Source organism: Bacteroidia bacterium, from assembly GCA_020852255.1.
GTDB lineage: Bacteria > Bacteroidota > Bacteroidia > JADZBD01 > JADZBD01 > JADZBD01.
The window spans coordinates 86,228-112,808 of record JADZBD010000009.1 but is presented as its reverse complement, the minus strand read 5'-3'; the positions used below and the strand labels follow the sequence as shown (position 1 = coordinate 112,808).

24 protein-coding genes are annotated in these 26,581 nt (G+C 47.0%); 15 read left to right on the top strand and 9 right to left on the bottom strand.

Translation table 11 applies throughout. The annotated features are described in order from the left end of the window. The first annotated feature begins 1 nt into the window (after nucleotide 1). Both IT233_06245 and IT233_06240 read left to right on the top strand, forming a co-directional pair. Nucleotides 2–781, top strand: a complete 780-nt coding sequence (locus IT233_06245) for a hypothetical protein (protein ID MCC7302221.1) — start codon at nucleotides 2–4, stop codon at nucleotides 779–781. Nucleotides 782–842: 61 nt separating this feature from the next. Further along, the gene (locus IT233_06240) at nucleotides 843–2,330 is read left to right on the top strand and encodes a hypothetical protein (GenBank protein MCC7302220.1); all 1,488 of its coding nucleotides are present in this window, start codon (nucleotides 843–845) and stop codon (nucleotides 2,328–2,330) included. On the opposite strand, the gene IT233_06235 is transcribed toward IT233_06240, so the two are convergent. From IT233_06235 to IT233_06225, 3 genes are read right to left on the bottom strand one after another with little or no spacing between them, the layout of a single operon-like run. Next, nucleotides 2,323–2,961, bottom strand: a complete 639-nt coding sequence (locus IT233_06235) for a thiamine phosphate synthase (protein MCC7302219.1) — start codon at nucleotides 2,959–2,961, stop codon at nucleotides 2,323–2,325. The two genes, IT233_06240 and IT233_06235, sit on opposite strands and share 8 nt — an antisense overlap. Continuing rightward, nucleotides 2,954–3,685 (bottom strand): geranylgeranylglyceryl/heptaprenylglyceryl phosphate synthase, encoded by a 732-nt coding sequence (locus IT233_06230; GenBank protein MCC7302218.1) that lies wholly within the window; start codon nucleotides 3,683–3,685, stop codon nucleotides 2,954–2,956. The genes IT233_06235 and IT233_06230 overlap by 8 nt, the downstream gene beginning before the upstream one ends. Next, nucleotides 3,682–4,281 carry a 4'-phosphopantetheinyl transferase superfamily protein gene (locus IT233_06225; protein MCC7302217.1) on the bottom strand — a complete coding sequence of 200 codons (600 nt, stop codon included), beginning with the start codon at nucleotides 4,279–4,281 and terminating at the stop codon, nucleotides 3,682–3,684. Before IT233_06225 ends, IT233_06230 begins: the two co-directional genes overlap by 4 nt. A 116-nt stretch (nucleotides 4,282–4,397) precedes the next feature. Between IT233_06225 and IT233_06220 the strand changes: the two genes are divergently transcribed. Then, nucleotides 4,398–5,414 carry a WG repeat-containing protein gene (locus IT233_06220; GenBank protein MCC7302216.1) on the top strand — a complete coding sequence of 339 codons (1,017 nt, stop codon included), beginning with the start codon at nucleotides 4,398–4,400 and terminating at the stop codon, nucleotides 5,412–5,414. 148 nt (nucleotides 5,415–5,562) lie between these two features. Then, nucleotides 5,563–6,885 carry an adenosylhomocysteinase gene (locus tag IT233_06215; GenBank protein MCC7302215.1) on the top strand — a complete coding sequence of 441 codons (1,323 nt, stop codon included), beginning with the start codon at nucleotides 5,563–5,565 and terminating at the stop codon, nucleotides 6,883–6,885. A gap of 42 nt (nucleotides 6,886–6,927) precedes the next feature. Here IT233_06215 and IT233_06210 read toward each other — a convergent pair whose 3' ends face one another. Continuing rightward, nucleotides 6,928–7,356: a hypothetical protein gene (locus tag IT233_06210; protein MCC7302214.1), complete on the bottom strand. Its 429-nt coding sequence runs from the start codon at nucleotides 7,354–7,356 to the stop codon at nucleotides 6,928–6,930. 66 nt (nucleotides 7,357–7,422) lie between these two features. On the opposite strand from IT233_06210, the gene IT233_06205 reads away from it, so the two are divergent. The 7 genes from IT233_06205 to IT233_06175 all read left to right on the top strand — a co-directional run bounded on the left by IT233_06205 (nucleotide 7,423) and on the right by IT233_06175 (nucleotide 18,155). Next, nucleotides 7,423–7,713 (top strand): hypothetical protein, encoded by a 291-nt coding sequence (locus IT233_06205; GenBank protein MCC7302213.1) that lies wholly within the window; start codon nucleotides 7,423–7,425, stop codon nucleotides 7,711–7,713. Beyond that, the gene (locus IT233_06200) at nucleotides 7,713–8,249 is read left to right on the top strand and encodes a hypothetical protein (GenBank protein ID MCC7302212.1); all 537 of its coding nucleotides are present in this window, start codon (nucleotides 7,713–7,715) and stop codon (nucleotides 8,247–8,249) included. The genes IT233_06205 and IT233_06200 overlap by 1 nt, the downstream gene beginning before the upstream one ends. Nucleotides 8,250–8,355: 106 nt before the next feature. Further along, nucleotides 8,356–12,030 (top strand): TonB-dependent receptor, encoded by a 3,675-nt coding sequence (locus tag IT233_06195; GenBank protein ID MCC7302211.1) that lies wholly within the window; start codon nucleotides 8,356–8,358, stop codon nucleotides 12,028–12,030. A gap of 56 nt (nucleotides 12,031–12,086) precedes the next feature. Then, nucleotides 12,087–16,040, top strand: coding sequence for a T9SS C-terminal target domain-containing protein (locus tag IT233_06190; protein ID MCC7302210.1), 3,954 nt, complete (start codon nucleotides 12,087–12,089; stop codon nucleotides 16,038–16,040). Nucleotides 16,041–16,076: 36 nt separating this feature from the next. Continuing rightward, entirely contained in the window at nucleotides 16,077–17,147 is a 1,071-nt protein-coding gene (locus tag IT233_06185; GenBank protein ID MCC7302209.1) for a PorV/PorQ family protein, read from the top strand. Between the two features lie 90 nt (nucleotides 17,148–17,237). Next, complete coding sequence (greA, locus tag IT233_06180; protein MCC7302208.1) at nucleotides 17,238–17,711, top strand: transcription elongation factor GreA; 474 nt, start codon at nucleotides 17,238–17,240, stop codon at nucleotides 17,709–17,711. Between the two features lie 45 nt (nucleotides 17,712–17,756). After that, a complete protein-coding gene (locus IT233_06175) occupies nucleotides 17,757–18,155 on the top strand; it encodes an HIT family protein (protein MCC7302207.1) in 399 nt (132 codons plus the stop codon). Here IT233_06175 and ruvC read toward each other — a convergent pair. Next, nucleotides 18,144–18,734, bottom strand: a complete 591-nt coding sequence (gene ruvC / locus IT233_06170; protein MCC7302206.1) for a crossover junction endodeoxyribonuclease RuvC — start codon at nucleotides 18,732–18,734, stop codon at nucleotides 18,144–18,146. The genes IT233_06175 and ruvC overlap by 12 nt on opposite strands. 106 nt (nucleotides 18,735–18,840) lie before the next feature. Between ruvC and IT233_06165 the strand changes: the two genes are divergently transcribed. From IT233_06165 to IT233_06155, 3 genes are read left to right on the top strand one after another with little or no spacing between them, the layout of a single operon-like run. Then, nucleotides 18,841–19,704 carry a flippase-like domain-containing protein gene (locus IT233_06165; GenBank protein ID MCC7302205.1) on the top strand — a complete coding sequence of 288 codons (864 nt, stop codon included), beginning with the start codon at nucleotides 18,841–18,843 and terminating at the stop codon, nucleotides 19,702–19,704. Beyond that, nucleotides 19,691–20,731, top strand: coding sequence for a glycosyltransferase (locus IT233_06160; GenBank protein ID MCC7302204.1), 1,041 nt, complete (start codon nucleotides 19,691–19,693; stop codon nucleotides 20,729–20,731). The genes IT233_06165 and IT233_06160 overlap by 14 nt, the downstream gene beginning before the upstream one ends. A 53-nt stretch (nucleotides 20,732–20,784) precedes the next feature. Then, nucleotides 20,785–21,978 carry an ABC transporter permease gene (locus tag IT233_06155; GenBank protein MCC7302203.1) on the top strand — a complete coding sequence of 398 codons (1,194 nt, stop codon included), beginning with the start codon at nucleotides 20,785–20,787 and terminating at the stop codon, nucleotides 21,976–21,978. Here the strand turns inward: IT233_06155 and IT233_06150 are convergent. The 4 genes from IT233_06150 to IT233_06135 are packed head-to-tail and all read right to left on the bottom strand — an operon-like array spanning nucleotide 21,975 to nucleotide 25,062. After that, nucleotides 21,975–22,346: a DUF3127 domain-containing protein gene (locus IT233_06150; protein ID MCC7302202.1), complete on the bottom strand. Its 372-nt coding sequence runs from the start codon at nucleotides 22,344–22,346 to the stop codon at nucleotides 21,975–21,977. The two genes, IT233_06155 and IT233_06150, sit on opposite strands and share 4 nt — an antisense overlap. A 57-nt stretch (nucleotides 22,347–22,403) precedes the next feature. After that, nucleotides 22,404–23,114 carry a tetratricopeptide repeat protein gene (locus IT233_06145; GenBank protein ID MCC7302201.1) on the bottom strand — a complete coding sequence of 237 codons (711 nt, stop codon included), beginning with the start codon at nucleotides 23,112–23,114 and terminating at the stop codon, nucleotides 22,404–22,406. Further along, nucleotides 23,111–24,328: a hypothetical protein gene (locus IT233_06140; GenBank protein ID MCC7302200.1), complete on the bottom strand. Its 1,218-nt coding sequence runs from the start codon at nucleotides 24,326–24,328 to the stop codon at nucleotides 23,111–23,113. Before IT233_06140 ends, IT233_06145 begins: the two co-directional genes overlap by 4 nt. Continuing rightward, nucleotides 24,328–25,062: a hypothetical protein gene (locus IT233_06135; protein MCC7302199.1), complete on the bottom strand. Its 735-nt coding sequence runs from the start codon at nucleotides 25,060–25,062 to the stop codon at nucleotides 24,328–24,330. Before IT233_06135 ends, IT233_06140 begins: the two co-directional genes overlap by 1 nt. Nucleotides 25,063–25,273: 211 nt before the next feature. On the opposite strand from IT233_06135, the gene IT233_06130 reads away from it, so the two are divergent. Next, nucleotides 25,274–26,548 carry a T9SS type A sorting domain-containing protein gene (locus IT233_06130; GenBank protein MCC7302198.1) on the top strand — a complete coding sequence of 425 codons (1,275 nt, stop codon included), beginning with the start codon at nucleotides 25,274–25,276 and terminating at the stop codon, nucleotides 26,546–26,548. The last annotated feature ends 33 nt before the right edge of the window (nucleotides 26,549–26,581 follow it).

The window sequence follows — 26,581 nt, the reverse complement described above, 5'->3', positions numbered from 1 at the left end:
CATGGCAAAAGACAAGAACGATAAAGCAGATGTGGCAGTAGCCGATAAACTGAGGGCACTGTTCAATATTCAGAACATAGACTCCTCCATCGACAAGATTCGGACGATTCGTGGTGAGCTCCCTCTGGAGGTATGCGACCTGGAGGACGTGGTAACGGGTCTTGAAACGCGCATTAATAATATGAATGAGGAGCTGAAGGCACTGGAGACCAGTATTTCAGATCGTAAGAACTCAATGAAGGAAGCAGCTGCAGCGATAAAGAAATATGAATCGCAGCAAAGCAAAGTGCGCAATAACCGTGAGTATGATTCACTCACCAAAGAAATTGAATTCCAAAACCTGGAGATCCAGCTCTCCGATAAACGGATTAAAGAGGCAAAAGCACAGATTATCGCCAAGAATGAAGTAATTGAACTGGCGAACGAGGAGCTCAAGGAAAAGAAGAAGGATCTCAAGGCAAAAAAGGCAGAACTCGATGAGATTATCGCAGAAACTGAGAAGGAAGAACAGGAATTGGTGAAGAAATCAAAAACAGCGGAGAAGATGCTGGAGGACCGGCTTTTCAATGCCTATACACGTATACGTAAAAATGCCAAGAATGGTCTGGCAGTTGTACCGGTTCAGCGTGATGCATGCGGCGGATGCTTCAATAAAATTCCCCCTCAGCGACAGTTGGACATTAAAGCGAGCAAAAAAATTATCGTTTGCGAACATTGTGGAAGATTGCTGGTAGATCCCTCGCTGGTAGGTGCGGAAGATGGTGTTTTGGTGAAGGATTGATCTGAAACAAATTCAATGGGCTTAAAGGGATCGCGCGCGATCCCTTTCTTATTTTTGACACATGAGGAGTCTTCTGCCGGGAATTCTGGCGTTCTGTATCTCACTTCATTTATCCGCCGGATATCATTTTGATCGGAAGGAAGCCGCAGCAATGGGGGAGATCATGAATTTGCACTTCCGGAAAGCCTCGGAACTGATAGGTGACGGAAAGCAGAAAGATCCAACGAACCGCGTATGGTTGTTGCTGGAGAATTATATCGATTTTCTTTCGTGCGCCATCGGAGAAGATCGGTATCATTTTATTCAGGCAGAACGAAATGGCAGGGAGCGTTTGAAACAGTTTTCTGCCGGGGAAGACAAGTTGTCGCCCTGGCCGCTGCACTGCAAGGCCGAAACATTACTGCAATGGGCATTCGCGCGAATGAAATTTGGCGAGCACCTAACAGCTGCAAAGGAAATAGCCAAAGCATATAAATTGTTGGAACAAAATCTGAAAAACTTCCCCGGTTTCCTTCCTTCCCGGAAAAGTATGGGACTCCTCCGTTGTTTGTTGGGTTCCATGCCGGAAAAATACCGATGGATCACAGAGCTCAAGGGATTACAGGGCAATGTCAGCGAGGGATACAGAGAATTATGTGAGGTACTGGAGCGTGCTGATACCGACAGTGTATATGCCTGGCTGCAAGAGGAGACGCTGTTCTATCTTTCTTTTATTTCCCTGAACCTGTATCCCGATGATGCTTTTCGTGAAGAGATTATCCGGAAGTGGGAGGGGAGATCGGGAAATACGCCACTCGGAATCTATGCCTGTGCCAGTCTTCTGATCCGGAGCGGGAGTAGCAGAGAGGCACTCCCCTTGCTGAATTCCTATTCTCCCGGAAAGGAGGATTTCTCTTTTCATTATCTCGGATACCTGAAAGGTCTGTGCCTGTTGTATAAAAACGACACCCTTTGCAGAAAACATTTTCGGGATTACCTGGAGCATTTTAACGGTCATACGTTCCGGCGATCAGCATTGCATAAGCTGGCATGGTCTTATCTTGTGAACGGAGATACTTCCGGTTACTCCAGGTACATGAATAAACTTACCGCTACTGGCTCTACCATTGTTGATGAGGACAGGCAGGCTACGCGTGAGCATAGTACCGGAGAAATCCCTCATCCTGTTTTGCTGCTGGCCCGATTGTATTTCGACGGAGGGTTCTATAAAGAAGCCCGTAAAGCCTTACTCGCAATCGTTCCTTCCAGAGACCTCCCGCAAAGGCTCCACCGCATGGAGGCCGTATACCGTTTGGCCCGGATTCAGGAAAAGATGGGCGAAATCAGCAAGGCAATGGATTCCTATGACTGGGTCATTCAGCAAACAGTACCATCCGATCAAGGATATTTTGCTCCAAACTCGGCTTTGATGCTCGGCCTGTTATGGGAATCGCAGGGCAATAAGAAGATGGCAGCCTACTATTATAGGAAGTGTCTTTCCTATTCTGATCACCAGTACAAGCAAAGTCTGGATCAGAAGGCGCAGGCCGGACTTTCCAGGGTTAAATAAAGCGGATTTCTAACTCCTTACCTCTTCGGAGAATTTTCTCGAAGGCTTCAGCAGGATTTTTCTTCTTCCATATCGCAGAATAAAATGCAAGTCCCGCAAATCCAAGTTCTGCTACTTTTTCCAGTTTTTCCAGTTCGATGCCTCCGCGGGCGATCACTTTGTAGGGGGTTTTCGCAAGCGCAGCCCGCAGACTAAACTCATTGAATCCGCTCTGAAGACTTCCGCTGAGCGAATCAAAAACCGGGCTGAGAAAAACGTGGGTATAGGGATCCTTTTCTTCGTATAAGGAGGCGAGCTTACGGAAGGAACAGCTGCGTTCCGGTATTTTACCTTTGAAGCGGAATAGTTTTTCATTCAGCCATAAACGGAGCCAGCGTTTTTTATGCAACCGGGTAACATGAATGCCCTTAAGGTCAAATTCCCGTACCAGATTATGATGAGAATGAATGATTATGCGCGAATGAAAGTGAGAAGGTATCTCACGGATCAGCGCGCGCAGCTCGCCGGTGGAAAGCTTGGGTTTTCTCATGTGAAGGGTGGGAAGCCCCATTTCCAGCATTCGGGTGATGTGCCCGGCCTCATCCTCCTTTTTATCGGAAGAAGTAATGACGATGAGCTTAAGATCAGTCATCGGCAGCTTTTAGAAAATCCCTGAGAAGACCAGGATGTGTTTCAAGAATGTTCCCAATAACCACCGCACTGGCACCGGCGTTTTTCAGCTGGCTGATTCCGGACGCGGTTCGGATGCCGCCCCCTGCTATGAGAGGTACCTGTATTCTCTGTGCCACTTCTTTCACCAGTTTTTTATCCGGGGGGGCATCCTGCCCGCTTCCGGCTTCAAGGTAGATAACTTTCATTCCTAATTGTATGCCCGCAAGGGCCGTGGCCATCACGAGTTCCGGTTTGTCGGATGGAACTGGTAACGTTTGAGTGATGTACTGCGTTCCGGATACGCGCGCCCCCCCGCAAAGGATATAACCGGCAGGAATCACTTCCATTCCGCTTCGCTCAATGGCAAAGGCCGCATGAACATGCTGCCCGATCAGGTAATCCGGGTTTCTTCCCGAGATAAGCGATGGAAGAAGAATGCCGTCCGCTCCTTCTGCAGTCTGAATGGAATGCCCTGGAAAAAGAAAGATGGGCCGGTTGGTCAATTGACGTAGTGCACGAATGGTTTTTTCAATACGGCCGGATGTAATAACAGAACCACCCACAAGATAGGCCATCACCCCGGGCAGAATGCGCCTCTTCAGTTCTTCCGGCTTCGCTTTGTCAGGATCAATTAATACCAGTACCCCGCATTTTTTTTGTTTGCGATAGCGCTCCAGATGCGAAAGAAAAGGCACAGGCTTCATGAATTGCGAATATACACCAGCAAGTAGTGACCCATGAAGCGATAATACAGTTTTTTTATTCTGCTGATCCCGGCAACACGGATTTCACCCCTTACTTCGCCTTCGGTTTCGGTAGTGAATGCCTCTACCCGGAGATTTTCAGAAAAGTGCAAACTTCTTTTTCCGTAGCATTTATACAGCGCTTCCTTTGCTCCCCAGTAAATATGAAGAGCGCGGGCATCCGGTTGCGCACCGCATGCACTCAGCTCGTCAGGATGCAGAAATTTATGCCGGATCCTGATCACCTTGTCTCCTACTTTTTCCAGATCTATACCGGTTTCCGATTTCCGGTCATGTATGATCGCAAGCATTCCGTGTGAATGACTCAGGGATATCTTGCCCCGGGTTGACTCATTCAAGTAAGGCTTTCCGTTCTTGTCGTATACTATGTAACTGTTCTCCAAACCGGGGAACATACGCAGACAGCTCAACACCTGAGATGAAGCTCCGCTCCCGCGCATACCATTCTGCAGCGATCCTTCCCCGTTGCCGGTTTCGGATTCCCAGATTCCTATTCGCGACGTACCGTCATCGAAAATATCACTCAGAAGCTTCAATTACAGCTTTTTGCTAAAATACGCAGGTAATGAACACCTGTTGAAAATCATGCAAACTTAATCACGCAAACGATCTAAAAAAATATGCATATTTACGTCTTCTAATTGTTCTGAAAATGAAAAGAGTATCTATCCTGATTGTTGCTATTCTTAGCTGGAATTTTTTAGCCTCCCTGTTTGCCCAGGACGCACTCTTCCCTGTTCAGGAAAAGGGAAAGTGGGGATACATCAACAAATCTGGCAAAGTAGTTATCGCCCCGGCATATGAATTTGCCGAGAAATTTTCTGAAGGAATGGGAAGTATTACCTCCGGGGGCAAACGCGGATTCGTGGATGTTTCTGGTAAATTGGTAGTCAAAGCTGAATTTGATAAGGTATCTGAGTATTTCTCCGAAGGCTTATGCGCCGTAAAAAAGGGTGGAAAATGGGGCTATGTGGACAAAACAGGAAAGGTAGTTATTGATTTTAAGTTTGATTTTGCCTACCGTTTTACCGAAGGTCTTGCCCGTGTGTATTCTGCCAATAAATACGGATTCGTGGACAAATCGGGCAACATCGTAATCAAAGCAGAATACGACGGAGCTTATTATTTCTCAGAGGGACTCGCCCGGGTTCAAAAAGGAAAAAAGTGGGGATTCATTGATAAATCCGGTAAAGCGGTGGTTGATTTTATCTATGATGAAACCTTCGATTTTTCTCAGGGAATGGCAAACGTCCGGAAGGGTGATGAAGCAACAGGGAAATGGGGATTCATCGATAAAACAGGGAAGGTCGTTATTGATTTCCAGTTTGATCGGGCTTATACATTCTCCGATGGTCTGGCACTGGTTCGCAAAGGAGATTTTAAAACAGGGAAGTTTGGCTACATTGACAAAACCGGGAAGCTTGTAATCGATTATCAGTTCTATGGAGCAGATCACTTTAAAGATGGTCTTGCCTGTGTTTCAACTACACTCGATACCAAAAACCCTAAGTGGAACTATATTGATAAATCCGGAAAGGTGGTTATCGCAAAAAGTTTTGACTATATGTCGTCCTTTCAGGGCGGACTTGCAAAGGTTAAATCCGGCGACCTCAAGCCTGGCTTCAGTTTCGGCTATATCGACAAGTCCGGAAACTATATTTGGCCCTGATACCAGCGCGTTTCATCTTTCTAAACCCCTCTTAGAAGGGGTTTTTTATTTTTATCTCATTGGATTTCAGAAACTTAGTTTTTTGTCCGACTGAGTTCGATTCAGTAATTTTGACCTCCGTTTTTAAACTTCTAGAAAACAACAATCAATGGCAACAAACACAAAAACAGACACTTTCGTTCCGTATAAAGTTAAAGATATCTCCCTGGCGGAATGGGGTAGAAAGGAAATCCGTCTTGCCGAGCAGGAGATGCCCGGACTCATGGCATTGCGTGAAGAATTCGGAAAGGAAAAACCCCTGAAAGGAGCTCGCATTGCCGGATGTCTTCATATGACTATTCAGACAGCAGTGCTGATCGAAACGCTGGCAGAACTCGGAGCAGAGGTCACCTGGAGTTCTTGTAATATTTTCTCAACGCAGGATCATGCGGCCGCCGCGATCGCAAAGGCCGGTATTGCGGTTTATGCGTGGAAAGGAATGAATGCTGAGGAGTTTGACTGGTGTATTGAACAAACATTGTTCTTCGGCAAAGACCGACAGCCGCTGAATATGATCCTCGATGACGGTGGTGATCTCACCAATATGGTCCTCGACAAATACCCTGAACTTATTAAAGGTATCAAAGGACTTTCAGAAGAAACCACTACAGGCGTTCACCGACTGTATGAACGCATGGAGAAAGGTACACTGCCGATGCCGGCAATCAATGTGAACGATTCCGTAACCAAATCAAAATTCGATAACAAATACGGATGCCGCGAGTCACTGGTGGATGCCATTCGACGGGCTACCGATTTGATGTTGGCCGGGAAAGTAGCTGTAGTGGCAGGCTTCGGCGATGTCGGGAAGGGATCCGCGGAATCATTGAAGGAAGCCAAGGTGAGAGTGATCGTAACCGAAATTGATCCAATCTGTGCCTTGCAGGCCGCCATGGAGGGCTATGAGGTGAAAAAGATTGATGACGCGGTGAAGGAAGCGGACATTATTGTAACCGCAACGGGAAACTGTGATATTATCTGCGACCGCCATTTTCTCTCAATGAAACATAACGCGGTTGTTTGTAATATCGGCCACTTTGATAATGAGATTGATATGGCATGGCTTAATACCAGGTTCGGAAATTCCCGTGAGGAGATCAAACCTCAGGTGGATAAATATACGGTGAACGGAAAGGATATCATCGTACTTGCTGAAGGAAGACTCGTTAATCTGGGCTGTGCCATGGGTCACCCTTCTTTTGTAATGAGTAATTCCTTTACGAATCAGACGCTCGCTCAGCTTGAACTTTGGAAGAACCACGGAAAATACGAGAACAAGGTGTACACCCTTCCCAAAGCGCTGGATGAAAAAGTGGCCCGTCTGCATTTGAAAAAGATCGGAGTGGAAATTGATACCCTCACGGAAAAGCAGGCTGGATATATCGGCGTGAAAAAAGAGGGACCCTTTAAACCGGAATATTACCGGTATTGATCATTGTACAAATGAAAGGTAAACGGGGCGCATGCCCCGTTTTTAATTTGTAACGTGGATGTTCATGCCATCAAATGTTGTATGGTATTGAAGCAGAGGATCGGATGAAGTGCCCGGGCCGGAGGAAGGGCTGCCGTCGGTTATCAAATAAACAGAACCGCAGCAATCGTCTTTTACCAGTAACCCGGAAGTCTCTACCACACACCTGCTGCAGGATGCATCAGGATCATAAGGACAATGCCGGTCATAGGCCATGAATTCGTTGGCTCCTTTTCTGTATAGGATAATGCCTTTGGAACCTCCGGTGACGTACACATAGCCTGAGACCGCATTCAGAGCGCTGAAATTGGGATCGGTAATGTTGACGTAAAAATCCACGTAGATATACGGAATACTGGGCTTCTCCCGCCGGCACGACAGAAGAAGCAGTGGAACAATCAGCCATAAACAAGTACGGAATCTGAAAAACATAACGCTACAACAAAATTACCAAATAAAAATTTTCGGCACCTCCTGCGAATTCGTTAACTTTGATTGATGCGTATCCTCAGAGTATGTCTGATCTGGCTGGTCATGATTCTGGCGATGCCACTTCTGGCGCAGGACGGAGGAGATGGAGGAGGCGACAAGAAGCCGAAAAGTCCTGATAGCCGGCGGGAGATGAGAAAGAAGGACAAGAAAAAGTGGAAAGAGCAGCGAAAACTTGAGAAATCGCAAAAAAAAGCCGTCAAGGAGCATCATAAACGATTGCAAACCAAGAAAACCAGGAGAAGAATGAAGAGAAGTAAGAAGAAAGCACTCCGGAACAATAAGCAAAAAAGACACTGATGGATATCGGAGACTATATCTATATTATCATTGGGGTGCTTTGGTTCCTCTTTAGCATCATCGGCGGAGTGGCGAAAGCAAAAAGGAAGCGAGCCGGCCAAACTGTCTCCGAAAAAACAACACTCCCGGAATCAGAAACTGAACAGGATGTACGGAAAATGCTCGAAGATCTGATGCAGGGGAAACAAGTCCGGAAAAAGGAAATTAGACCTGTTAAAGAATCCGTAGCGGCACCTAAAAAGAAGCCCTCCAAGCTCGAAATCCATCAGGAGCACAAGGACTTTTTGACCGAAAAGAGAGAAAAATCGAAAAAACATTTGGCCGGCAAAAAGAAATCACTATCTTCGTTATCAGCAACACCCTTTTCTACAACATCCCACCAGCAACATCCCCCCGACCAGTTGCCTGCGGAACAGGTAGCCGAGATTGTAGAACAGTTCAGGGACGTACGTTCCGGAAAGCACCCATTGATGGTGGATTTTGATGCTCAAAAAGCCCTTATTTTTTCAGAGGTTTTCAATCGTCGATTTCACTGAAAATCAGTGCCTTTCGGGTGGATAAAAAAAATTATCCGTCGAAATCATTTATTCCTATATTTACGCACTTTAACTGGCACGAAACCACTAACGTAAATTCTTGAATATGCTGCGCAAAATTTTCTCATTCGTTGCGGTCGTTCTCATGTCCGGAGCCTTTGCTTACGGTCAGGGAAACGGTATCCTTAAGGGAATCGTAAAAGACGCCTCTAACAACGAACCGATCCCATTCGCTAATGTGGGTATTTTCAACGGGGGAAATCAGGTGCTGACCACCGTTTCGGATATTGAGGGAGGCTATACGCTCAAGCCCCTCCCTCCGGGTAAATACACCGTTAAAGCAACGTATGTCGGATACGGAACCAAACAGATTGATGGAGTGATCATCTCCTCGGATAAAACAACATACCTCGATATCCCCCTCACCCCCACTACGCAGCAGTTGGATCAGGTGGAAATTGTTGAATACATCGAACCACTCATTGACCCCGATACCAAATCCGGAGGTACGGTTACACGAGAGGAATACCAAAACATGCCCTCTAAGAATATCAACTCTGTTGCTTCTACTACTGCCGGGGTGTTCCAGGAAGATGAAGGAGGTGATATTAATATCCGCGGATCAAGATCCGAGGGAACGGATTATTACATCGACGGACAAAAAGTGATCGGATCCTCCGGCCTGCCCCAGTCCTCCATCGAACAGGTTTCCGTAATTACCGGTGGAGTTCCGGCAATGTACGGTGATGCAACAGGTGGTATCATCTCCATCTCTACCCGTGGCCCGCAATCAGAATTTTTTGGCGGCGTGGAAGGGATTACTTCCCAGTTCTTAGATGCCTATGGTTATAACTTCCTCGGTTTTACCGTGGGAGGACCAATTCTTTCTAAAAAGGATTCAACAGGTGTTAAACAGTCCGTTATCGGATACATTGTCTCCGGTGAATATGTAAATGAAAAAGACGATGATCCCTCTGCAATCGGAGCCTATAAGGTAAAAGATGATATTCTTGACAAGCTGAACACAACACCGCTCATCATCTCAGATGTAGGATTCGGAACTTATAAGAGCTCGGAATTCATCACCATGGATTCGCTTGAGAAAATAAAATATCGCCAGAATGTTCGTTCCAAGTCATTGAGACTGAATGCAAAGCTCGACTTCAGGGTGTCCAAAAACTTTACTCTTACCGTGGGTGGATCTGTAGATTACAACAACAGACACTCCTATATCTATGAGTATGCCCTGTATAACCCCTCCAACAACCCTCAGGTTATCACCAACACCTGGAGAACGTTTGCCAAGATCACACAGAAGTTTGGAAGTGATGAGGTGAGCAAGGACGATAAGTCCACCTCCAATATCAAAAACGCATATTATACTCTTCAGGTCAACTACGCTCAGTACAAGCGCACAGAACAGGATGACAACCACAAGGATAATCTCTTCGATTACGGCTTTATCGGGAAGTTCAAAACCTACCGGCAGCCAATTTATCTTGCACAACAAAATGGCAACCAGATTGAATACCACCTTGCCGGATACCTTGATACCCTGGTAACGTTTGAGCGTGATGACCGGAATGAGTTCGGCGCCAATTACACATCCCTTGTTTACGATTTGCTTCCCGGTGATCCGAATAACCTGGATGAGATCTTCCTGCTGGGCGGCCTCCGCAACGGCGATCGTCCATCCAATATTTACTCGTTGTGGTATAACACAGGAAGACAATATGGCGGTTATAACGTAACCAACACATCACAGTTCTCCGTAAGAGCCCATTTTAGTGCAGACATTAAATCGCACGCGGTACAAGCCGGATTCGAATATGAACAGCGCGTGGATCGCTACTGGGGAATTACCCCGATCGGAATCTGGGGACTCATGCGCCAGCTCGCGAATTTCCACCTGGATCAGCTTGATCTCGCTAATCCCATCTATAATCCCTACTTGTCAGGAACCTATCCCTACTACGATTATAACTACGCAATAAATAGCAGTACGCAACGGTACTTCGACGCACAGCTTCGCGAAAAACTGGGTCTCGGGGCCGGTGAATACATCGATATTGACTCCTACGATCCCGGAACTTTCGATATCAGCATGTTCTCGGCTGATGACCTGCTGAACTCAGGAGCTTCTATTGTTAACTACTATGGATATTCGCATGACGGAAAACCGCTGAAGGACAAGATTTCCTTCAACGACTTTTTTACGAAGAAGGATGAGGACGGAAACTTCACACGCTCCATCGACGCGTATCGCCCAACGTATATTGCTGGATATATTCAGGATAAATTTGACTTCAAGGACATCAAATTCAACGTGGGAGTTCGTGTTGACCTCTTTGACGCTAACCAAATGGTACTTTCTGATAAGTATCTCCTGTATCCCGCAAAAACACTTTCCGAAGTGGCAGGTACACTCAACCCCAACGGCTCTCACCCGACTAACATGGGAGACGATTATGTGGTCTACGTGGATAATATTAACCCAACAACCATTCTGGGATATCGTGATGGGGATGATTGGTATGATGCAAGCGGAAACCTGTTGCAGGATCCTTCCGTTATTGCAGGAGGTAGTGTAACAGGAACCATCACTCCTTATCTTCAGGATCCCTCCAAGTCAGAAATTGATGCCACAGCCTTCAAGGATTATCAGCCTAAGCCAACTATCATGCCCCGGGTTGCATTCTCTTTCCCTATTTCCGATGTGGCTAACTTCTTTGCTCACTACGATGTGCTGACCCAGCGCCCATCCTCAAATAACCGGATGGAGATCCTGGATTATTACTTTATGACGTCTAACCAGGGAGTGGTTATTAACAACCCTGATCTGAAACCGGAGCGCACCACAGACTACGAACTCGGATTCTCTCAAACACTGAGTGAAAAGAAAAATTCTGCTATCACCATTTCTGCATTCTATCGGGAATTGCGTGATATGATCCAGATCGTAAATGTGAACTATGCTTACCCGATGAATTATATCTCTTACGGAAACATCGACTTCGGTACGGTAAAAGGTTTCTCTGTAGCCTACGACCTTCGCAGGAGTCAGGGTGTGCAGATGACGGCATCCTACACCCTGCAGTTCGCTGACGGCACCGGTTCTTCAGCCTCTGGAGGATATAACCTCGTAAGCCAGGGATTACCAAACCTGCGTACCACCATGCCCCTTGACTTCGATCAGCGTCACACCATTGTTGCAAACTTTGACTATCGTTTTGGAAGCGGGAAGAATTACCGCGGACCGGTTTACACCAAAGGAAAGGGTACCGACAAAGAGAAAAGCGTACAGTGGCTGAAAGATGTGGGAATGAACGTGGTATTCCGTGCGGGATCCGGATTGCCTTATACCAAGCAGGGTAACGTTACGCAGGCCGCTGCATTTGGAATCGCACAGCGTTCCACCCTGAAAGGTTCCGTGAATGGTTCTTACCTCCCCTGGAATTATCGTATGGACCTGCGGATTGATAAGAGCTTTGAGCGCACTTTTGGTAAGAAGAAAGAAGGAGAAGACAAGGGAAACCCTGTAAATATTAATGTATACCTGCAGGTGCTCAACGTTCTCAATACAAAGAATATCCAAAATGTATATGCCTATACCGGTAACCCCGATGACGATGGATTCCTGGCCAGCGCAGAAGCTCAGAGTACCATCAACGCTCAGGTAAGTCCTACTTCGTTTATCGATCTGTATGGCATCAAAGTGAATAATCCTTCTAACTATTCTATCCCGCGCCGTATCCGATTGGGCGTGGCACTTGAATTCTAATCCCCCTAACTCAACCATAGATGGCTATGAATTTTCAATCAAAAACATCAGGACACATGAGACTGGCTCTTTTTTCGGCATCCTTGCTGGCAGTAGCTCAGATCTCTTTCGGAAGGGAAAATCTGGGAACTCCCCAGAGAAATTCCAGCCCGAACCAGATCGCAGCAGCTTGTAACGCGGGAAGTTCACAAACTGACCTTGAGATCAACAACGTACGTGCACGTATTCTTACAGGCGGCGATATGTGGTGGGATCTTCAAAATGCCAAGTACGAAGTTCCCAAGGGAAGTGGCGACCACTCACTCTTTGCCGGATCACTTTGGATAGGAGGTATCGATGCCGGAGGGCAGCTCAAAGTAGCCGCCATGACCTACCGTCAGAGCGGTAACGACTATTGGCCCGGACCCCTCGATACAGTCAGTGTATCGATTGATCAGAGCCGCTGTGATTATTATGATAAGCACTATCGTGTGAACAGAAAAGAAGTGGAGGATTTCTATGCCAGCTTTCTCGCCGGAAGCCCCCAGGTTCCAACTTCAATGATCCAGTGGCCGGGAAACGGAAATTCAGCGTATAACGAATCTCATTATCTGGCACCGTTCTTCGATTATAACGGAGATGGGGTGTATAACCCCTATGACGGTGACTACCCTGATTACGATATTACCGGAACCCGCGGATGTGCTGCGCGACTCTTTGGTGATGAAACACTTTGGTGGGTGTTTAATGACAAAGGAAATATCCACTCAGAATCCGGCGCTGAGGCCATTGGTCTTGAATTGCATTCACAAGCCTTTGCGTTTACCACGAATGATGAGGTGAATGATATGACCTTTTATCAGTATAAGGTTATCAATCGTTCCACCTATCAGCTGAATGACTGCTACTTCGGACAATGGATCGATGCTGACCTTGGTGACTATACCGATGATTACGTGGGTTGCGATGTAGAGAACGGAATCGGTTACTGCTATAACGGAGATAACCAGGACGGTAATGGTGGTCCCGGTTCCTACGGAAATTATATCCCGGCAATCGGAGTCGACTTTTTCCAGGGTCCTCTGGCAGATCTCGGCGATGGTAAAGACAATGACCGCGACTGTCTGGTAGATGAACCGGGCGAACAGATTGTAATGAGTAAGTTCATTTATTATAACAACGACTGGTCGGATCAGGGAAATCCTGAAAACGCAAACCATATTTACGGGTACCTCTCCGGATTCTGGAAGGATGGTCTTCCCCTGACCTACGGAGGTGACGCATACAATGAACCTGGACCTACCTGCGACTTCATGTTCCCGGGAACTTCGGACCAAACGTATGCCTGGGGAACGGGTGGCAATTGCCAGCAGCCTCAAACAGTGCAGGCACCATGGGACGAGAACAGTGTTGGTAATACTCCTGCTGATCGTCGTTTACTGCAGTCGGCCGGACCTTTCACCCTGAAACCCGGTGCAGTAAATACGGTTACTGTGGGTGTGGTTTGGGCCTCTACCACCATTGCTAATAATAACATGGCAGCTATTGCTGAAATGCTTACCGCCGACAAAAAAGCGCAGGCACTGTTCGATAATTGCTTCCAGGTGCTGAACGGCCCGGATGCTCCGGATATCACCATCCAGGAGCTGGATAAGGAACTCATCCTTTATCTCGGGAACGGACCTACTTCCAACAATTATCTGGAGCAGTACTCAGAAGAAGATCCCGTAATCTCTCTGGCGTATCCCACGCTGGATTCAACCTTTGATTTCGAAGGTTATCAGGTATGGCAGTTAAAGGACGGTACAGTTTCCAGCTCGGAACTTTATAACCCCGATAAGGCACGCCTGGTATTCCAGTGCGATGTTAAAAACGGAATCACCCAGATTGTCAACTTTGAATTTGATAAGACGTTAAATGCAAACGTTCCTCAGGAAATGGTGAATGGGGAAGATGTTGGTGTTTCTCATTCCGTCCGGATCACAGATGATAAGTTTGCAACAGGAGACCCCCGATTAGTGAACCATAAGACTTACTTCTACATGGCGGTCTCTTATGGTTATAACAACTATCTGACTTACGATCAGAACAATCCGCAGGCACTGGATGGCCAGAAACAGCCTTACAAAGCGGGTCGCAGAAACATCAAGCTTTATACAGGTATCCCACATATTCCATCACCGGAAAACGGAGGAACCAACCAGCAAACATCGTACGGTGTGGGTCCGAAGATCACCCGTATTGAGGGGAATGGAAATGGCGCAATGAACCTCCAGTTAACTCAGTCCTCTGTTGATTATATTATGTCGAATGCTGACGATTGGAGGATCAAGACTCCAACATACGAATATTCGGCCGGCCCGGTGAATGTGAAAGTAGTAGATCCACTGAATGTGCCGGATGGAAACTTCACCCTGAAATTCTCTGGAGTGGCATCGAGCTCAAACTGGACGCTCACCGGTCCTAACATGACCGTGAACTCCGAGCGTACGATAAATCTGCAGGTTGCCAATGAGCAGATCATTCCGGAATGGGGGCTTTCCGTTTCGATTACCCAGGTGAATAACCCCGGTGTTACAACGGATGAGGATATGGGCTTTATTACCGCCAGTGTGAACTTCGCGGATCCTACCAAACAATGGCTCACCGCATTGGCAGATGAGGATGGATATTCCGCAGCAAACTGGATCCGTTCCGGTACACAGGACGACCAGACCAACAACACTTGCCTCGCCTCTTACGATGATTATACAGGTCAGGATAATGATGGAATCTATGAGCGCATTCTGGGAGGCACATGGTCACCTTATCGCCTCACTGCTGCCTCTGACAATTCCACTACACCGCCTTCACCTTGTTATATCGGAGGCCCTTGCTGGGATAAAACCTATGCCAACCTGGCAAACTGGTCGTACCTCGCTTCTGTGGATCTGGTGATTACCGCAGACAAGAGCAAATGGACCCGCTGCGTGGTGCTGGAGGCAGGAGACGATAAAAATCTTGTTCAACCGCACCCGACCAACACTCAGCTCAATGCGCGTAAGCTGGATCTGCGTACCGCCGCCTCCGTAGATAAGAATGGAAATACAGGCGATGGAGTGGTTACCAACGATCCGAATGATGCAGACTTCATCGGAGCAACCGGAATGGGTTGGTTCCCGGGTTATGCTATCAACCAGGAAACCGGTGAGCGCCTGAATATTGCATTCTCGGAAAATTCCTGGATGGCCGGACACAATGGCCGTGATATGAAATGGAACCCAACGTCCACTGTAGCTACTACGAATCCTTTTAACGCAGCAGTGTTCGGCGGAATGCATTATATCTACATCTTCGGGCATAATAGCAATGACACGAATTGGCTTCCCCGGTATGACTACGGCAGGAAACTGCGTGTGATTCTTGCAAACCATACCCAGCAGGTGAATATGCCTGCGCCCACAACCAAGCGGAATGCCTTCCGCGACGCCATGTGGGTGAACATTCCAATGCTGTCCAATGGTTACAACATCAGCGATCCTTCGCAGATTCCTTCGGATGTAACTGTTAAACTGCGTGTGAAAAAGCCATATAAGAAGGGATATACTGTAATTGCCGATTCTATCAATCCGTCGCAGAACAGCAATAACCCGATGTACACTTTCAGTACAACGGATCTGATGACCAAAAAGGACGACAACGAGAGTGCTGAGAACGCAGTGGACCTGATCAACATTGTACCAAATCCGTATTACGCTTATTCCGGATACGAGAAGAACCAGGTGGATACACGGGTGAAGATCACAAACCTCCCCGATAAAGCTACCATCAAGATCTTCACCCTTAGCGGAACATTGATTCGTAAACTCACCAAGGACGATGCTACGATTACATCGGTTGATTGGGATCTGAAGAATACAGCAGGAATACCGGTCGCCAGCGGATTGTATATCATCCATGTGGAGGCAATGGATAAAGACGGTAATGTAATCGGTGAAAAGATACTGAAGTGGTTTGGTGCGATGCGCCCGGCCGATCTCGAGACTTACTAATGATAATACACACCGGAAACGAATAACATCAAGAGTATGAAAGCAATGATAGATCCGAAAAAAGTAGCCCTCGCCGCCTTGGTCCTGATCAGCGGAGCCATGAGCGCAGGAAACGAAGACCGTGCCGGCCAGGCCGGTGCAACGGAGTTACTCATCAATCCCTGGGCGCGTAGTTCAGGTTGGGGAGGAGCGAACTCCGCATTCGTACGAGGACTGGAAGCCCAGTTTCTGAATGTTGCTGGAACGGCCTTTACCAAAAAGACCGAGATGCTATTCACACGCACCAGCTGGCTGGTGGGAACGGATATCCACATTGCCGCGTTCGGATTCACACAAAAAGTGGGTTCTACAGGGGTGCTCGGACTCGGAATAATGTCAATGAATTTCGGTGAAATTGATATTACAACCACCGAACTTCCAGAGGGTGGAATCGGAACCTATTCGCCTCAGTTCATGAACATAGGACTTTCTTATGCCAAAACGTTTTCGGATAATATCTACGGAGGAATGAATCTGAAGATCATCAGCGAATCAATCTCCGACCTGAAAGCACGCGGAGTGGCCCTGGATGCAGGTATTCAGTATGTTGCCGGTAAGTATGATCAGATAAAGTTTGGTATTGCATTGAAAAATGTGGGCCCGCGTCTGAAATTCGAAGGAGATGGTCTTTCCTTCAAAACACCACTTCCAAATGGAAACGCCGGAACCATGACCGTTGAACAACGCTCAGAGCCCTTTGAATTACCATCGCTGATTAACATTGGTTTCGGATACGATTTCTATTTTGCATCCGACTCGGCAAATATGAAGACGCACCGTTTGACTACGGGAGTGAACTTTACTTCTAATTCCTTCTCCAAGGATGAGTTGCGTATTGGTTTGGAGTATGCTTACAAGAGCTGGATCATGGTGCACGCTGGATATAGTTACGAGAAAGGCATCATGAACAAGGAGGATCGGACGACCGCATTCACCGGCCCGAGCGCAGGATTTACGGTTGAACTTCCTTTTGGTAAAAATGGTTCGACATTCGGATTGGATTATTCCTACCGCTTCACAAACCCGTTCAGTGGCTGTCATGCTATCGGCGCCAGGATCAATTTGTAAGTTGTCAGGATTTTAGTATTTTAGTAGTATGAATCAGGGGGATCCCGGTCTATGATCGGGATTCCCTTTTTATCTCTTACAGATTGTCCCATGGCACACGTAAATTATGTGACGGAAGAGGGTTTAAAAAAGCTCAAGGAGGAGCTTAATTACCTGAAAACCAAGGAAAGATCCAGTATCTCTCGGCAGATCGCAGAGGCCCGTGATAAGGGAGACCTTTCTGAAAATGCCGAATACGATGCGGCAAAGGAAGCTCAGGGACTGCTTGAATTGAAGATCTCCAAGCTGGAGGATCTTCTGGCCAACTCACGTATTATTGATAATTCCAAAATGGACAATTCCAAAGTCCATATCCTGTCAAAGGTGAAAATCCGCAATACCGGAAACAATGCATCAATGACTTATACAATTGTTCCTGAGCAGGAGGCAAACCTGAAGGAGGGTAAAATTTCTGTTGATTCGCCAATTGGAAAGGGATTGCTTGGGAAAAAGGTGGGGGAGAAGGCGGAAATCAGAGTTCCTTCCGGGGTAATGATTTTTGAAGTAGTAGACATTTCAAGTTAGTCCGGTGCGTGCCGGGAAACCGGATCAGCAGCCGTTGTTTTTAAAATGCCAAGTATCTTCTCGCGTATCGTAAACGGTGAATTACCCTGCCATAGAATTGCAGAGGAACAACGCTATATGGCCTTTCTTGATGTGATGCCCTTGGAGAAAGGACATACACTCGTGATACCAAAAAAGGAGACAGATTACATCTTTGATCTTGAGCCTGAAGAATACAATGGGCTTTGGATTTTTTCACGCAAAATAGCCGCAGCGATCGGCAACTCCGTTCCGTGTAAGCGGGTGGGAATTGCAGTGATCGGCCTGGAGGTTCCGCATGCTCATATACATCTTATTCCGCTGAACAGCGGTACAATCAATTTTTCCCTCCCGAAATTAAAATTGGCGGAAAAGGAAATGCAGGAAATAGCAGCAAAAATCCGGAAAGCCTACTCACTTCTTTGAGCCTCGCCCGGGATTGGCTTTCAGAAATCCTTCCCAGCCGGAGTATTTTTTTCCGCCAGCCTGTGCGCCGCCACTCTGAAAATGATGACAAAGTGCAACGGCAAGACCGTCCGTGGCATCCAGAAGTTTCGGCATTTGTTGGATGTGTAGTAGCTGCTTCAGCATAGCTGCCACCTGCTCCTTAGAGGCACTTCCGTTACCCGTGATGGCCTGCTTGATCTTACGGGGTGAGTATTCGAAGATTGGAATATTCCGGTAGAGAGCCGCTGCAATGGCTACCCCCTGCGCCCGGCCGAGTTTGAGCATGGACTGCACATTTTTACCGAAAAAGGGGGCTTCCACTGCCAGTTCGTCGGGCTGATACCTTTCGATCAATTGAAGGGTGCTTTCGAAAATTGCCTTTAGCTTCATAGCATGATCTTCGAGTTTTTCCATTCTGAATACATCCAGATGGATGAGAGTGGTGATCGGACCCGAAACACGAATAATCCCGTATCCCATTACATTTGTTCCCGGGTCAATACCCAGAATCACTTTATCAGACACTGGTTTTTTTCCAATACTTTTGCCTGTGGCCATTACCGCTAAAGTTACTGGACTTTTATTGAAAGGCATTATTTTATTCCTTTCCACCGGGTATATTATCTATCGGGTTTTTTTTTCGGACCAGCCATTTTCCTTTGACATGTTCCACAGGGCGTTCATGTTCCCGGATGCCGCAGTATATTTTGGAGTTTTTATATTGCTCATTCCTGTCAACTGGTTACTGGAAGCTGTAAAGTGGAGGGTGCTCCTGCACCGAATCGGTCTCTCGGTTTCTTTCAGTACCGCCCTTACTGCCGTGTTAAAAGGTTTGGCGGTTGGAATCCTTACACCAAACAGAGTGGGAGAGTTCCTGGGCAGAATCATGGATATACACCCACCCCTGCGCCCCCGGGGAATTATGCTATCGGTGATTAATTCCCTTACACAGTTGCTCACCACGGTAAGTGCGGCAGGTATCGCCTGGGTGGTTTACCGCTGGCATTTTTCAGGAATTATTCAGATGGTGGACGAAGTGTTACTTCCTGTCGGTGATATGCTGATGTATGCATTCGTTTTCCTACTCTTTTCCGCAGTTATTATGTATGTTGTCAGCGCAGGTAAGTTCGTGAGCCGTTGGGGTGAGAAGTTTTCGTCATTACTGAAAACGGTTCACCAGGTTGGGGCATTCACAGTGATGAAAGTCACGGGTCTTTCGGTTCTCCGGTACCTGGTTTTTCTGGTGCAGTATTGGCTGATACTGCGCTGGTTTGGGATCGTAGATGCGGACTGGACCGGGTGGATCCTGATACCAATGGTATTTTTTGTTACCTCTGTGATTCCCGGATTGCTCGTCTTTCCGCTGGACATATCCATTCGGGGAGCATCCGCGGTTCTTTTCCTTAGCCCGGTATGCGCCGATGCAGAAGCGGTTCTTTTTGCATCACTGATGATTTGGTGTTTTAACCTGGCAATTCCTGCACTTTCCGGAGCGGCTCTTATGTTCAAGAAGAATGAACCGGCCTGACATCAGCATGGTTAAATACAGCGTCATCGTGCCCTTTCGTAATGAGCCGGAAATGGGAGAACTGATTACTTGTTTATCGAAGCAGAGCATTTCTTTTTCTGATTGGGAACTTCTACTGATCAGTGATCATAATTCTGAATTGGAGCTGGAAGCGGTAAAGGAAATGGTCCGGTTGTTCCCTCGCATGAACATATCCGTGTTTCCGCTTCCGGAGGACCTTCAGGGTAAAAAGGCTGCACTAACATTCGGTATCAGTAAGGCAACCGGAGGGATCGTTCTTACTACAGATGCTGATTGCAGACCTTCCGGTGCCTGGATCTCGGAAATGACGGCTGGATTTTCTAATCATTCAGTAAAAATGATTGTAGGGAATGTGCGAATGATAGGTGCCGGAGGATTATTGGCGGCTTATCAGGAGCTGGAGCATTTCGCTTTTTATACCATAAGTGCATTCTCATGCGGATGGGGAAATCCGCGTCTTTGTACGGGTGCTTCACTCGCTTTTCGTAAGTCCTGCTTTTTCGAAGTCAATGGTTATGAAGGAAATGAAAAAATCAGTTCAGGTGATGATATGTTCCTGATGCGGAAAATGGCCGGATCCCCCGGGGCTGTGTTACATGCCGGGGCCAGAGAGGCCACGGTGCTGACCTTTCCCGCACTGAGCCAAAATCAGTTCTTCGCCCAACGCCTGCGATGGCTCTCCAAAATGCACTCTTTTTCCGACCAAAATGCGCTGAGCCTTTTTGTTGTGGATACGATTGTTAAAGTGATGCTCTTTCTGATGCCACTGGTATTCGGGGCACTTGGATATTGGGAATGGGTCTATTTTATCCCCCTGTTTATCAGATGGTTCATTGACTTTTTGTTAGTACTTTTACCCTCTATCCGCTTCCGGCGAATGGCAATGCTGATATGGTCAGTTCCGGCATTTTTAATGTCGGTTTGGGTTCAGTCAAGATTGCTTGCAGGTTTGATCAACAAACCCGAGTTACAATGGAAGGGCAGGGTAGTGGTCGACGGTAGATGAAAGTGAATAAGGAGCAGTTCTCTAAATCACTCAGTTATCATGCGTGGCAACGCATGAAGAGGAATCGTCTTGCAGTGTTCGGGATGGTTACTATCGGATTATGTGTACTTATATCACTGCTCGGTCCGAACATTACACCGGATTCTACCCCAAACGGAAGCATTGTGGTTTCAGAGTTGCGTGAAAAACCACCTGGCTACACCGCCAGGTTTCTCCTCGTTCGTAAGAATATAGAAGAAGATGACCGAAGCTGGATCTCTAAAGCATGGAATGGTCGTCAGAATATGTACGATCATCATCCCATTATCGATTACCGCTTTGACGGAAACTTTATCTATGTAAAACCTTACATGGGCGAAGGGGTGATCTCAAGGCAGGAGGTCCCTCATGACATAGCAGATGTGGTTTTTGCGCTGGATGAGAATCAAAAGCAGGAGGTAGATTCCTCTGCCGGGAAATTCCGGATACACGAAAAGGATAATACCGAACTTATTACTATTTCCAGAGAAGAATTATATACCCGGATCGAAGAGGATTTTATCGTAGACCGCACCTATTGGCTCGGCACAGATCAACTTGGCCGCGATATGCTTACGCGTTTACTGCTGGGTACCAGGGTGTCACTCTCGGTGGGTGTGGTGTCGGTAGTCATTTCACTTTTTATCGGTATCCTGCTAGGCGCCATCTCTGGTTTCTTCAGAGGCTGGGTGGATGATTTCATAATGTGGGTTATTAACGTGGTCTGGAGTATTCCCACCCTCCTGCTGGTAATAGCTATCACACTTGCGCTGGGAAAGGGACTAGGACAAGTTTTTATAGCCGTGGGCCTTACCATGTGGGTAGATGTGGCAAGAGTGGTCAGAGGACAAACGCTGAGTCTGAGAGAAAAGGAGTTTGTTGAAGCCGGACGTGCGCTGGGATTTACAGATTTCAGGATTATTATCCGGCATATCATGCCCAACGTCATGGGACCAGTGATCGTAATCTGTGCGGCAAATTTCGCGAATGCTATCCTGATTGAAGCGGGACTGAGTTTTCTGGGTATTGGTGCACAACCGCCTACGGCATCATGGGGAGCCATGATCAATGATCACCGCCAGTATCTTTTTACAGATTCCTCCTACCTCGCAATAGTTCCGGGCCTCGCGATCATGATCCTTGTACTGGCGTTTATGCTCGTTGGAAACGGCCTGAGGGATGCGCTTGATGCAAAAGCGATCGACGAAGATCAGGTGATGGGATATTAGAAGGGCAAATCGTCGTCAGTCCCTTTATTACTGAAACTTTCCGGAACCGGTTCCGAATGCGATGAAGGAGTGGGAGTATTGCTTACTGTTCCTGCTTTCTCAAGCTTCCAGGCTTCAAGGGAATTAAAATAACGGATCTTTCCTTCCCTGTCTTTCCATTCCCTGCCCCGCAGGTTGAAATGTACTTTTATCTCTTCTCCCGGCTGAAAGGGATCAATCAGACTGCATTTATCCTGTGTAAGCTGAAACAGGACATACTGAGGGTATTGGGAAGTATTTACTGTGAGTACGAATTCTCTTTTCTTAAACCGGTCGTTTACCTGCTGTTCAGAAAATACTTCTTTGATGGTTCCGTTAACATTGAACATAACTATTGTGTTTTATTTCGGGAATGAAATTAGGAATAAATCAGAATTCGAACGGTATTATTTGCAATAAAGGTTTAATTCAGAACCTGCTTTGAAATATCCGTGCGTAAGCGCGCTGTCCAGTGCGCGGCAAGCCAGAACCGTATCGCCCAGAATCAGCTGATCCATAGCAATCTGGTAAAAGGTCTCTCCGGCGATGGACGAATCTTTTACAGCCGCATAATAATCCCGGAGCGCTTCGTCATATCGCCGGAGATCATCCAGAACACTGGCCCGGTTGAAATGGGCTTTGGAATATCCAGGGTAGAGTTCGATGGCACGGGAATAATCACTGAGGGCGCCGGGTAAATCTCCGCGATCGTACTTGAGATTTCCCCGGTTATAGTAGGGGCGGTGAAAGTCAGGCGCAAGTTCGATACACCGGTCATATTCACGCAGTTCCCCGTCCGGATCTCCCAGCATACCCTTGCAAATACCTCGGGTGTTATACACCTCATAATAGGTTGGATTCAGCCTTGTTACTTCATCGTAACATTTGACAGCACCGCGAAGATCCCCCCCTTTTTGCTTGCAATAGCCCAGATAAAACCATGCAGAGTCAAATCCGGGCCGCTCCGTTACATAGGATTCAAAGAAGAATTCAGCTTTCCGGAAATCCCCCTCCTTGGTGTCATTCACAGCCTGGTAATATTCCGAAATAGGGCTTTGGCAGCCGACCAGTAGCAGTATTGCCGCAAAGGAATGCAAAATGACCTGGAACTTCCTCATTTCATTTCATTTTGATAATCCCTTATGATTCGCGGTACCAGTATGGAATAATAATTCCAGAAAAACCGGTTCCGGTCGCTCTTGTCTCCTTTGTCGTACATAAAATACCGAAACGTCTTAATCCCCCGCAGACGGGACATATAATTGATACGGATGGGATTGTCGGAAAAGTCGCCAGCCATATACCAGAAAGGAAATCCCGATTTTCGCTTAATAACAGCAGGAAACAGCGATGGTATGTGATTTTTATTCAGGATGGAATCTCCCTTTTTGTTCGGACTCAGTTCATACCAGGAGATAACCGCGTTGGAGTCACCGGTGTTGATCACGTCAAACCAGAATGGGTAGATCACCCTGTAGGGCAGGCCGTATTCATCCTGATATTGATCGGTTGTAACAATGGCGGGAACATCGGCCTCCAGATGAGTCTCGTCTTCCAGAATCGCAATCGTTTCGTCCTCATGAACAAGTACAATGCCGGATTTGTGAAAGGGCCAGGTATTTTGATGTTGCTCCTTATAGAGGCGCACAACCCAGGGTGGAATCTCCGGGTTCACAAGGGTATCGAGTGAAATAAAATATCTTCCCACCCAGCCGCTCCAGGTAAAACCGAATAATTGTTCCACCTTTTTCCGGTTTGGTCCGTTGGATGGGGAGGCCAGCAGATTGAATTCGGTAAGAATCAGTTTTTTCCTTTCTTTCATTTCCCGGAGTAGCTCAACTTCATTCGCGTGAAGGCCTCCATAAATCAACGGAGAGCGTTCCAGTGCTGCTTTTTTTCCGAACAGATTTTTAAAAAGATTCAGGATGCGCTCATCCTCCGAAACCGGCATTCCTTCCTGGTACCAGTCATTCCAGTAAATCCCGTAAATATCCGTGTAGTAAACCATGTCCAGCACATTTGCCATGCTGTCTACCTGCTGAGCGCTTAGTTTTTCGATATCACGTACCTCATACTGATCATATTCCAGGGGAAAGAATCCCGAGTAGTCACTTTCCGTAACGTATAGTTGGGTGTCCGGCCGGACAATCTTCTCATTTGTAAGTACCCAGTTCAGCGATCGGTGCTCGTCGCAGCTTTTTGTGAGTACTGTTTTGTCCAGAATAAAGATGTTCATTGGATGCGGGGGCCGCAGCAACCAGGCAAGGTACATCCAGAGCGGAGTGAGTAAAGCCAGAAAGAACACGGTGATGATTAACCTTCTTTTCCACATCAGAACGAAGGTAGGAATTTAAAAGAGGTTATGATCACTTCTACCGACTCACCCTTCTCCGGTGCTATCCCCTGGTAAAGCCATAAATTAATCCGGGGAAAAATCTTTTTCTCCGGATACCATTTTTTGCGAACTACAAATCTTTTTTCTTCTTCATTCACACCCGAAGTAGAGAACGCAACTGCTTTTCCTGATATGATAATTTCATGTGTTTTGGGCTGATGGATGCTGGTTGTAAAACGAAATTTGTTTTGCTTTTTTTTATGAGGCTGCACAACAAACTGGAGATTCCATTTGTTTTTCTTTTTGCCCCATAACGAGTATTCAATATCGATTTCTCCGTGGTGCTTTATTTTTTCAGTTGACCAGGTGAATAAACCCAGTACACATTGCGGATCCCAGTTCTCCGGCAAACCTTCTACTGCAAATTTCAGGATCCCGGTACCCACCGGTTGCATGCCAATCACCTCTGCACACCACCACCGCCCATCGGAATACCTCAGCCGGAGATGCAATCTTCCTGAGGCATCCACCCACACAGAAGAATCATGATCCGAGAAATAATTCGGCCCCGGACCCTCTGGCTTGGAATGATGCTTCACCTGCCACTGCATCCCGGAGAAATCAATCGTTCGGTTATAAGGGGGAAGGTAAAAGGAACCGAGAAGCATCGCAGTCAGACCGATAAAAACTGTCCTGATGACCTGTACAAATAATAAACTTTGATTTGCCATTTAGAGTACGCTATACTAATATCGCTACGCCAACCGGAGAATTTCTCTGCATAGCGCGGTAAATTTAGTATTTCTTTGATATTCAATGCGGTATGTTAGTCTCATTCCGCATGAGGAACATACTGAAATTCTACACTTCTGAAAATTTAAGTTGCATTTCAATCGGAACTGAATTATATTCGTAAACCATAACCAACCAAAAACTAACCCAATGAAGAGACCTTTACTAACCATGGCTGCCGCCCTCTCTTTTTGTGCATTGAATGCACAGGAGGACTTTACGCCGCAGCATCGCTCCTGTGGAACAATGGAGCATCAGGCTATGCTTGAACAACAGGATCCAACCATCAAACAGGTTCGCGAGGAAATTGAAAGAAATATCCAGGATTATGTTTCCTATTTCCGTACAAATCCTGATAATTCCCTGACAGCCGTGGTGACGATCCCAACGGTTTTTCATGTGGTGTGGAATACCACCGCAGAATCGCTTAATGTTAGCCGTCTCAACGATCAGCTCGCCGTTTTGAACGCTGATTACCGGAAACTGAACACCGACTGGAACCTGACACCTTCCGTGTGGCAGGGGTTGGTGGCGGATTGTGAGGTCCAGTTTTGTTTAGCCCAGCGGACGCCGACAGGAGCATCAACGACCGGCATCACTTATACTCAAACCACTGTTACCTCCTTTTCCACAAACAATGCAGTGAAGTACACCGCCAATGGAGGGAAGGATATTTGGGATAGAAACAAATACCTGAATGTCTGGGTGTGTGATTTGAGCGGCGGATTGTTAGGATATGCTCAATTTCCCGGAGGACCAGCCGCCACAGACGGAGTAGTGATAGATTACCAGTACACAGGAACTACTGGCGCGTCGCCTCCTTTCAACAAAGGGCGTACTGCCACGCATGAGGTGGGTCACTGGCTGAATTTGTATCATATCTGGGGAGATGATAACGGTGCTTGCAGCGGATCAGATCAGGTAAGCGATACCCCGAACGCTGCGAACTATCAGTTTGGTTGTTTCAGCCCGTCGCAGGTTGTTACGGATGCCTGCACTACCACTTCTCCCGGCATTATGTGGATGAACTACATGGACTATACAGACGATGCATGTATGTACATGTTTACCACAGGTCAGAAGAGTCGCGTGACTGCGATCATGAACGGAACGCGTGTGAGTTTACAAACATCGAATGGTTGTACGCCTACCAGCGCTGGTGTGGATGAGTATACGGCCTTTGCCGTGAACCTGATTCCTAACCCGAGTGCAGGTCAATTCATCGTAGCTTCACCCGCGTACGATCTGAACGATTGTGAGGTCAAAGTATTCGATGCACTCGGAAATCTTATTAAATCATTCCACCATACAAATGGTCCGGAGATTAAAGTAGATATTCGCGGTGTTTCAGAAGGTATTTATTTCCTTCAGTTGGATAATGGCACAGGACAAATCACCAAACGCCTGGTGGTGTCTGGTCAGTAACCGATATGAATAGAGAATCAGGAGGGGGGCTTT

Excerpts from the sequence above, each read along its gene's own strand:
- IT233_06160 (MCC7302204.1), top strand. The coding sequence starts at position 19,691 with ATGAACCGGCCTGACATCAGCATGGTTAAATACAGCGTCATCGTGCCC.
- IT233_06220 (MCC7302216.1), top strand. The coding sequence starts at position 4,398 with ATGAAAAGAGTATCTATCCTGATTGTTGCTATTCTTAGCTGGAATTTT.
- IT233_06130 (MCC7302198.1), top strand. The coding sequence starts at position 25,274 with ATGAAGAGACCTTTACTAACCATGGCTGCCGCCCTCTCTTTTTGTGCA.
- IT233_06185 (MCC7302209.1), top strand. The coding sequence starts at position 16,077 with ATGAAAGCAATGATAGATCCGAAAAAAGTAGCCCTCGCCGCCTTGGTC.
- ruvC (MCC7302206.1), bottom strand. The coding sequence starts at position 18,734 with ATGGCCACAGGCAAAAGTATTGGAAAAAAACCAGTGTCTGATAAAGTG.
- IT233_06215 (MCC7302215.1), top strand. The coding sequence starts at position 5,563 with ATGGCAACAAACACAAAAACAGACACTTTCGTTCCGTATAAAGTTAAA.
- IT233_06190 (MCC7302210.1), top strand. The coding sequence starts at position 12,087 with ATGAGACTGGCTCTTTTTTCGGCATCCTTGCTGGCAGTAGCTCAGATC.
- greA (MCC7302208.1), top strand. The coding sequence starts at position 17,238 with ATGGCACACGTAAATTATGTGACGGAAGAGGGTTTAAAAAAGCTCAAG.
- IT233_06140 (MCC7302200.1), bottom strand. The coding sequence starts at position 24,328 with ATGTGGAAAAGAAGGTTAATCATCACCGTGTTCTTTCTGGCTTTACTC.
- IT233_06205 (MCC7302213.1), top strand. The coding sequence starts at position 7,423 with ATGCGTATCCTCAGAGTATGTCTGATCTGGCTGGTCATGATTCTGGCG.
- IT233_06235 (MCC7302219.1), bottom strand. The coding sequence starts at position 2,961 with ATGACTGATCTTAAGCTCATCGTCATTACTTCTTCCGATAAAAAGGAG.
- IT233_06240 (MCC7302220.1), top strand. The coding sequence starts at position 843 with ATGAGGAGTCTTCTGCCGGGAATTCTGGCGTTCTGTATCTCACTTCAT.
- IT233_06165 (MCC7302205.1), top strand. The coding sequence starts at position 18,841 with ATGTTCCACAGGGCGTTCATGTTCCCGGATGCCGCAGTATATTTTGGA.
- IT233_06175 (MCC7302207.1), top strand. The coding sequence starts at position 17,757 with ATGCCAAGTATCTTCTCGCGTATCGTAAACGGTGAATTACCCTGCCAT.
- IT233_06200 (MCC7302212.1), top strand. The coding sequence starts at position 7,713 with ATGGATATCGGAGACTATATCTATATTATCATTGGGGTGCTTTGGTTC.
- IT233_06150 (MCC7302202.1), bottom strand. The coding sequence starts at position 22,346 with ATGTTCAATGTTAACGGAACCATCAAAGAAGTATTTTCTGAACAGCAG.
- IT233_06135 (MCC7302199.1), bottom strand. The coding sequence starts at position 25,062 with ATGGCAAATCAAAGTTTATTATTTGTACAGGTCATCAGGACAGTTTTT.
- IT233_06245 (MCC7302221.1), top strand. The coding sequence starts at position 2 with ATGGCAAAAGACAAGAACGATAAAGCAGATGTGGCAGTAGCCGATAAA.
- IT233_06230 (MCC7302218.1), bottom strand. The coding sequence starts at position 3,685 with ATGAAGCCTGTGCCTTTTCTTTCGCATCTGGAGCGCTATCGCAAACAA.
- IT233_06155 (MCC7302203.1), top strand. The coding sequence starts at position 20,785 with ATGAAGAGGAATCGTCTTGCAGTGTTCGGGATGGTTACTATCGGATTA.
- IT233_06195 (MCC7302211.1), top strand. The coding sequence starts at position 8,356 with ATGCTGCGCAAAATTTTCTCATTCGTTGCGGTCGTTCTCATGTCCGGA.
- IT233_06210 (MCC7302214.1), bottom strand. The coding sequence starts at position 7,356 with ATGTTTTTCAGATTCCGTACTTGTTTATGGCTGATTGTTCCACTGCTT.
- IT233_06145 (MCC7302201.1), bottom strand. The coding sequence starts at position 23,114 with ATGAGGAAGTTCCAGGTCATTTTGCATTCCTTTGCGGCAATACTGCTA.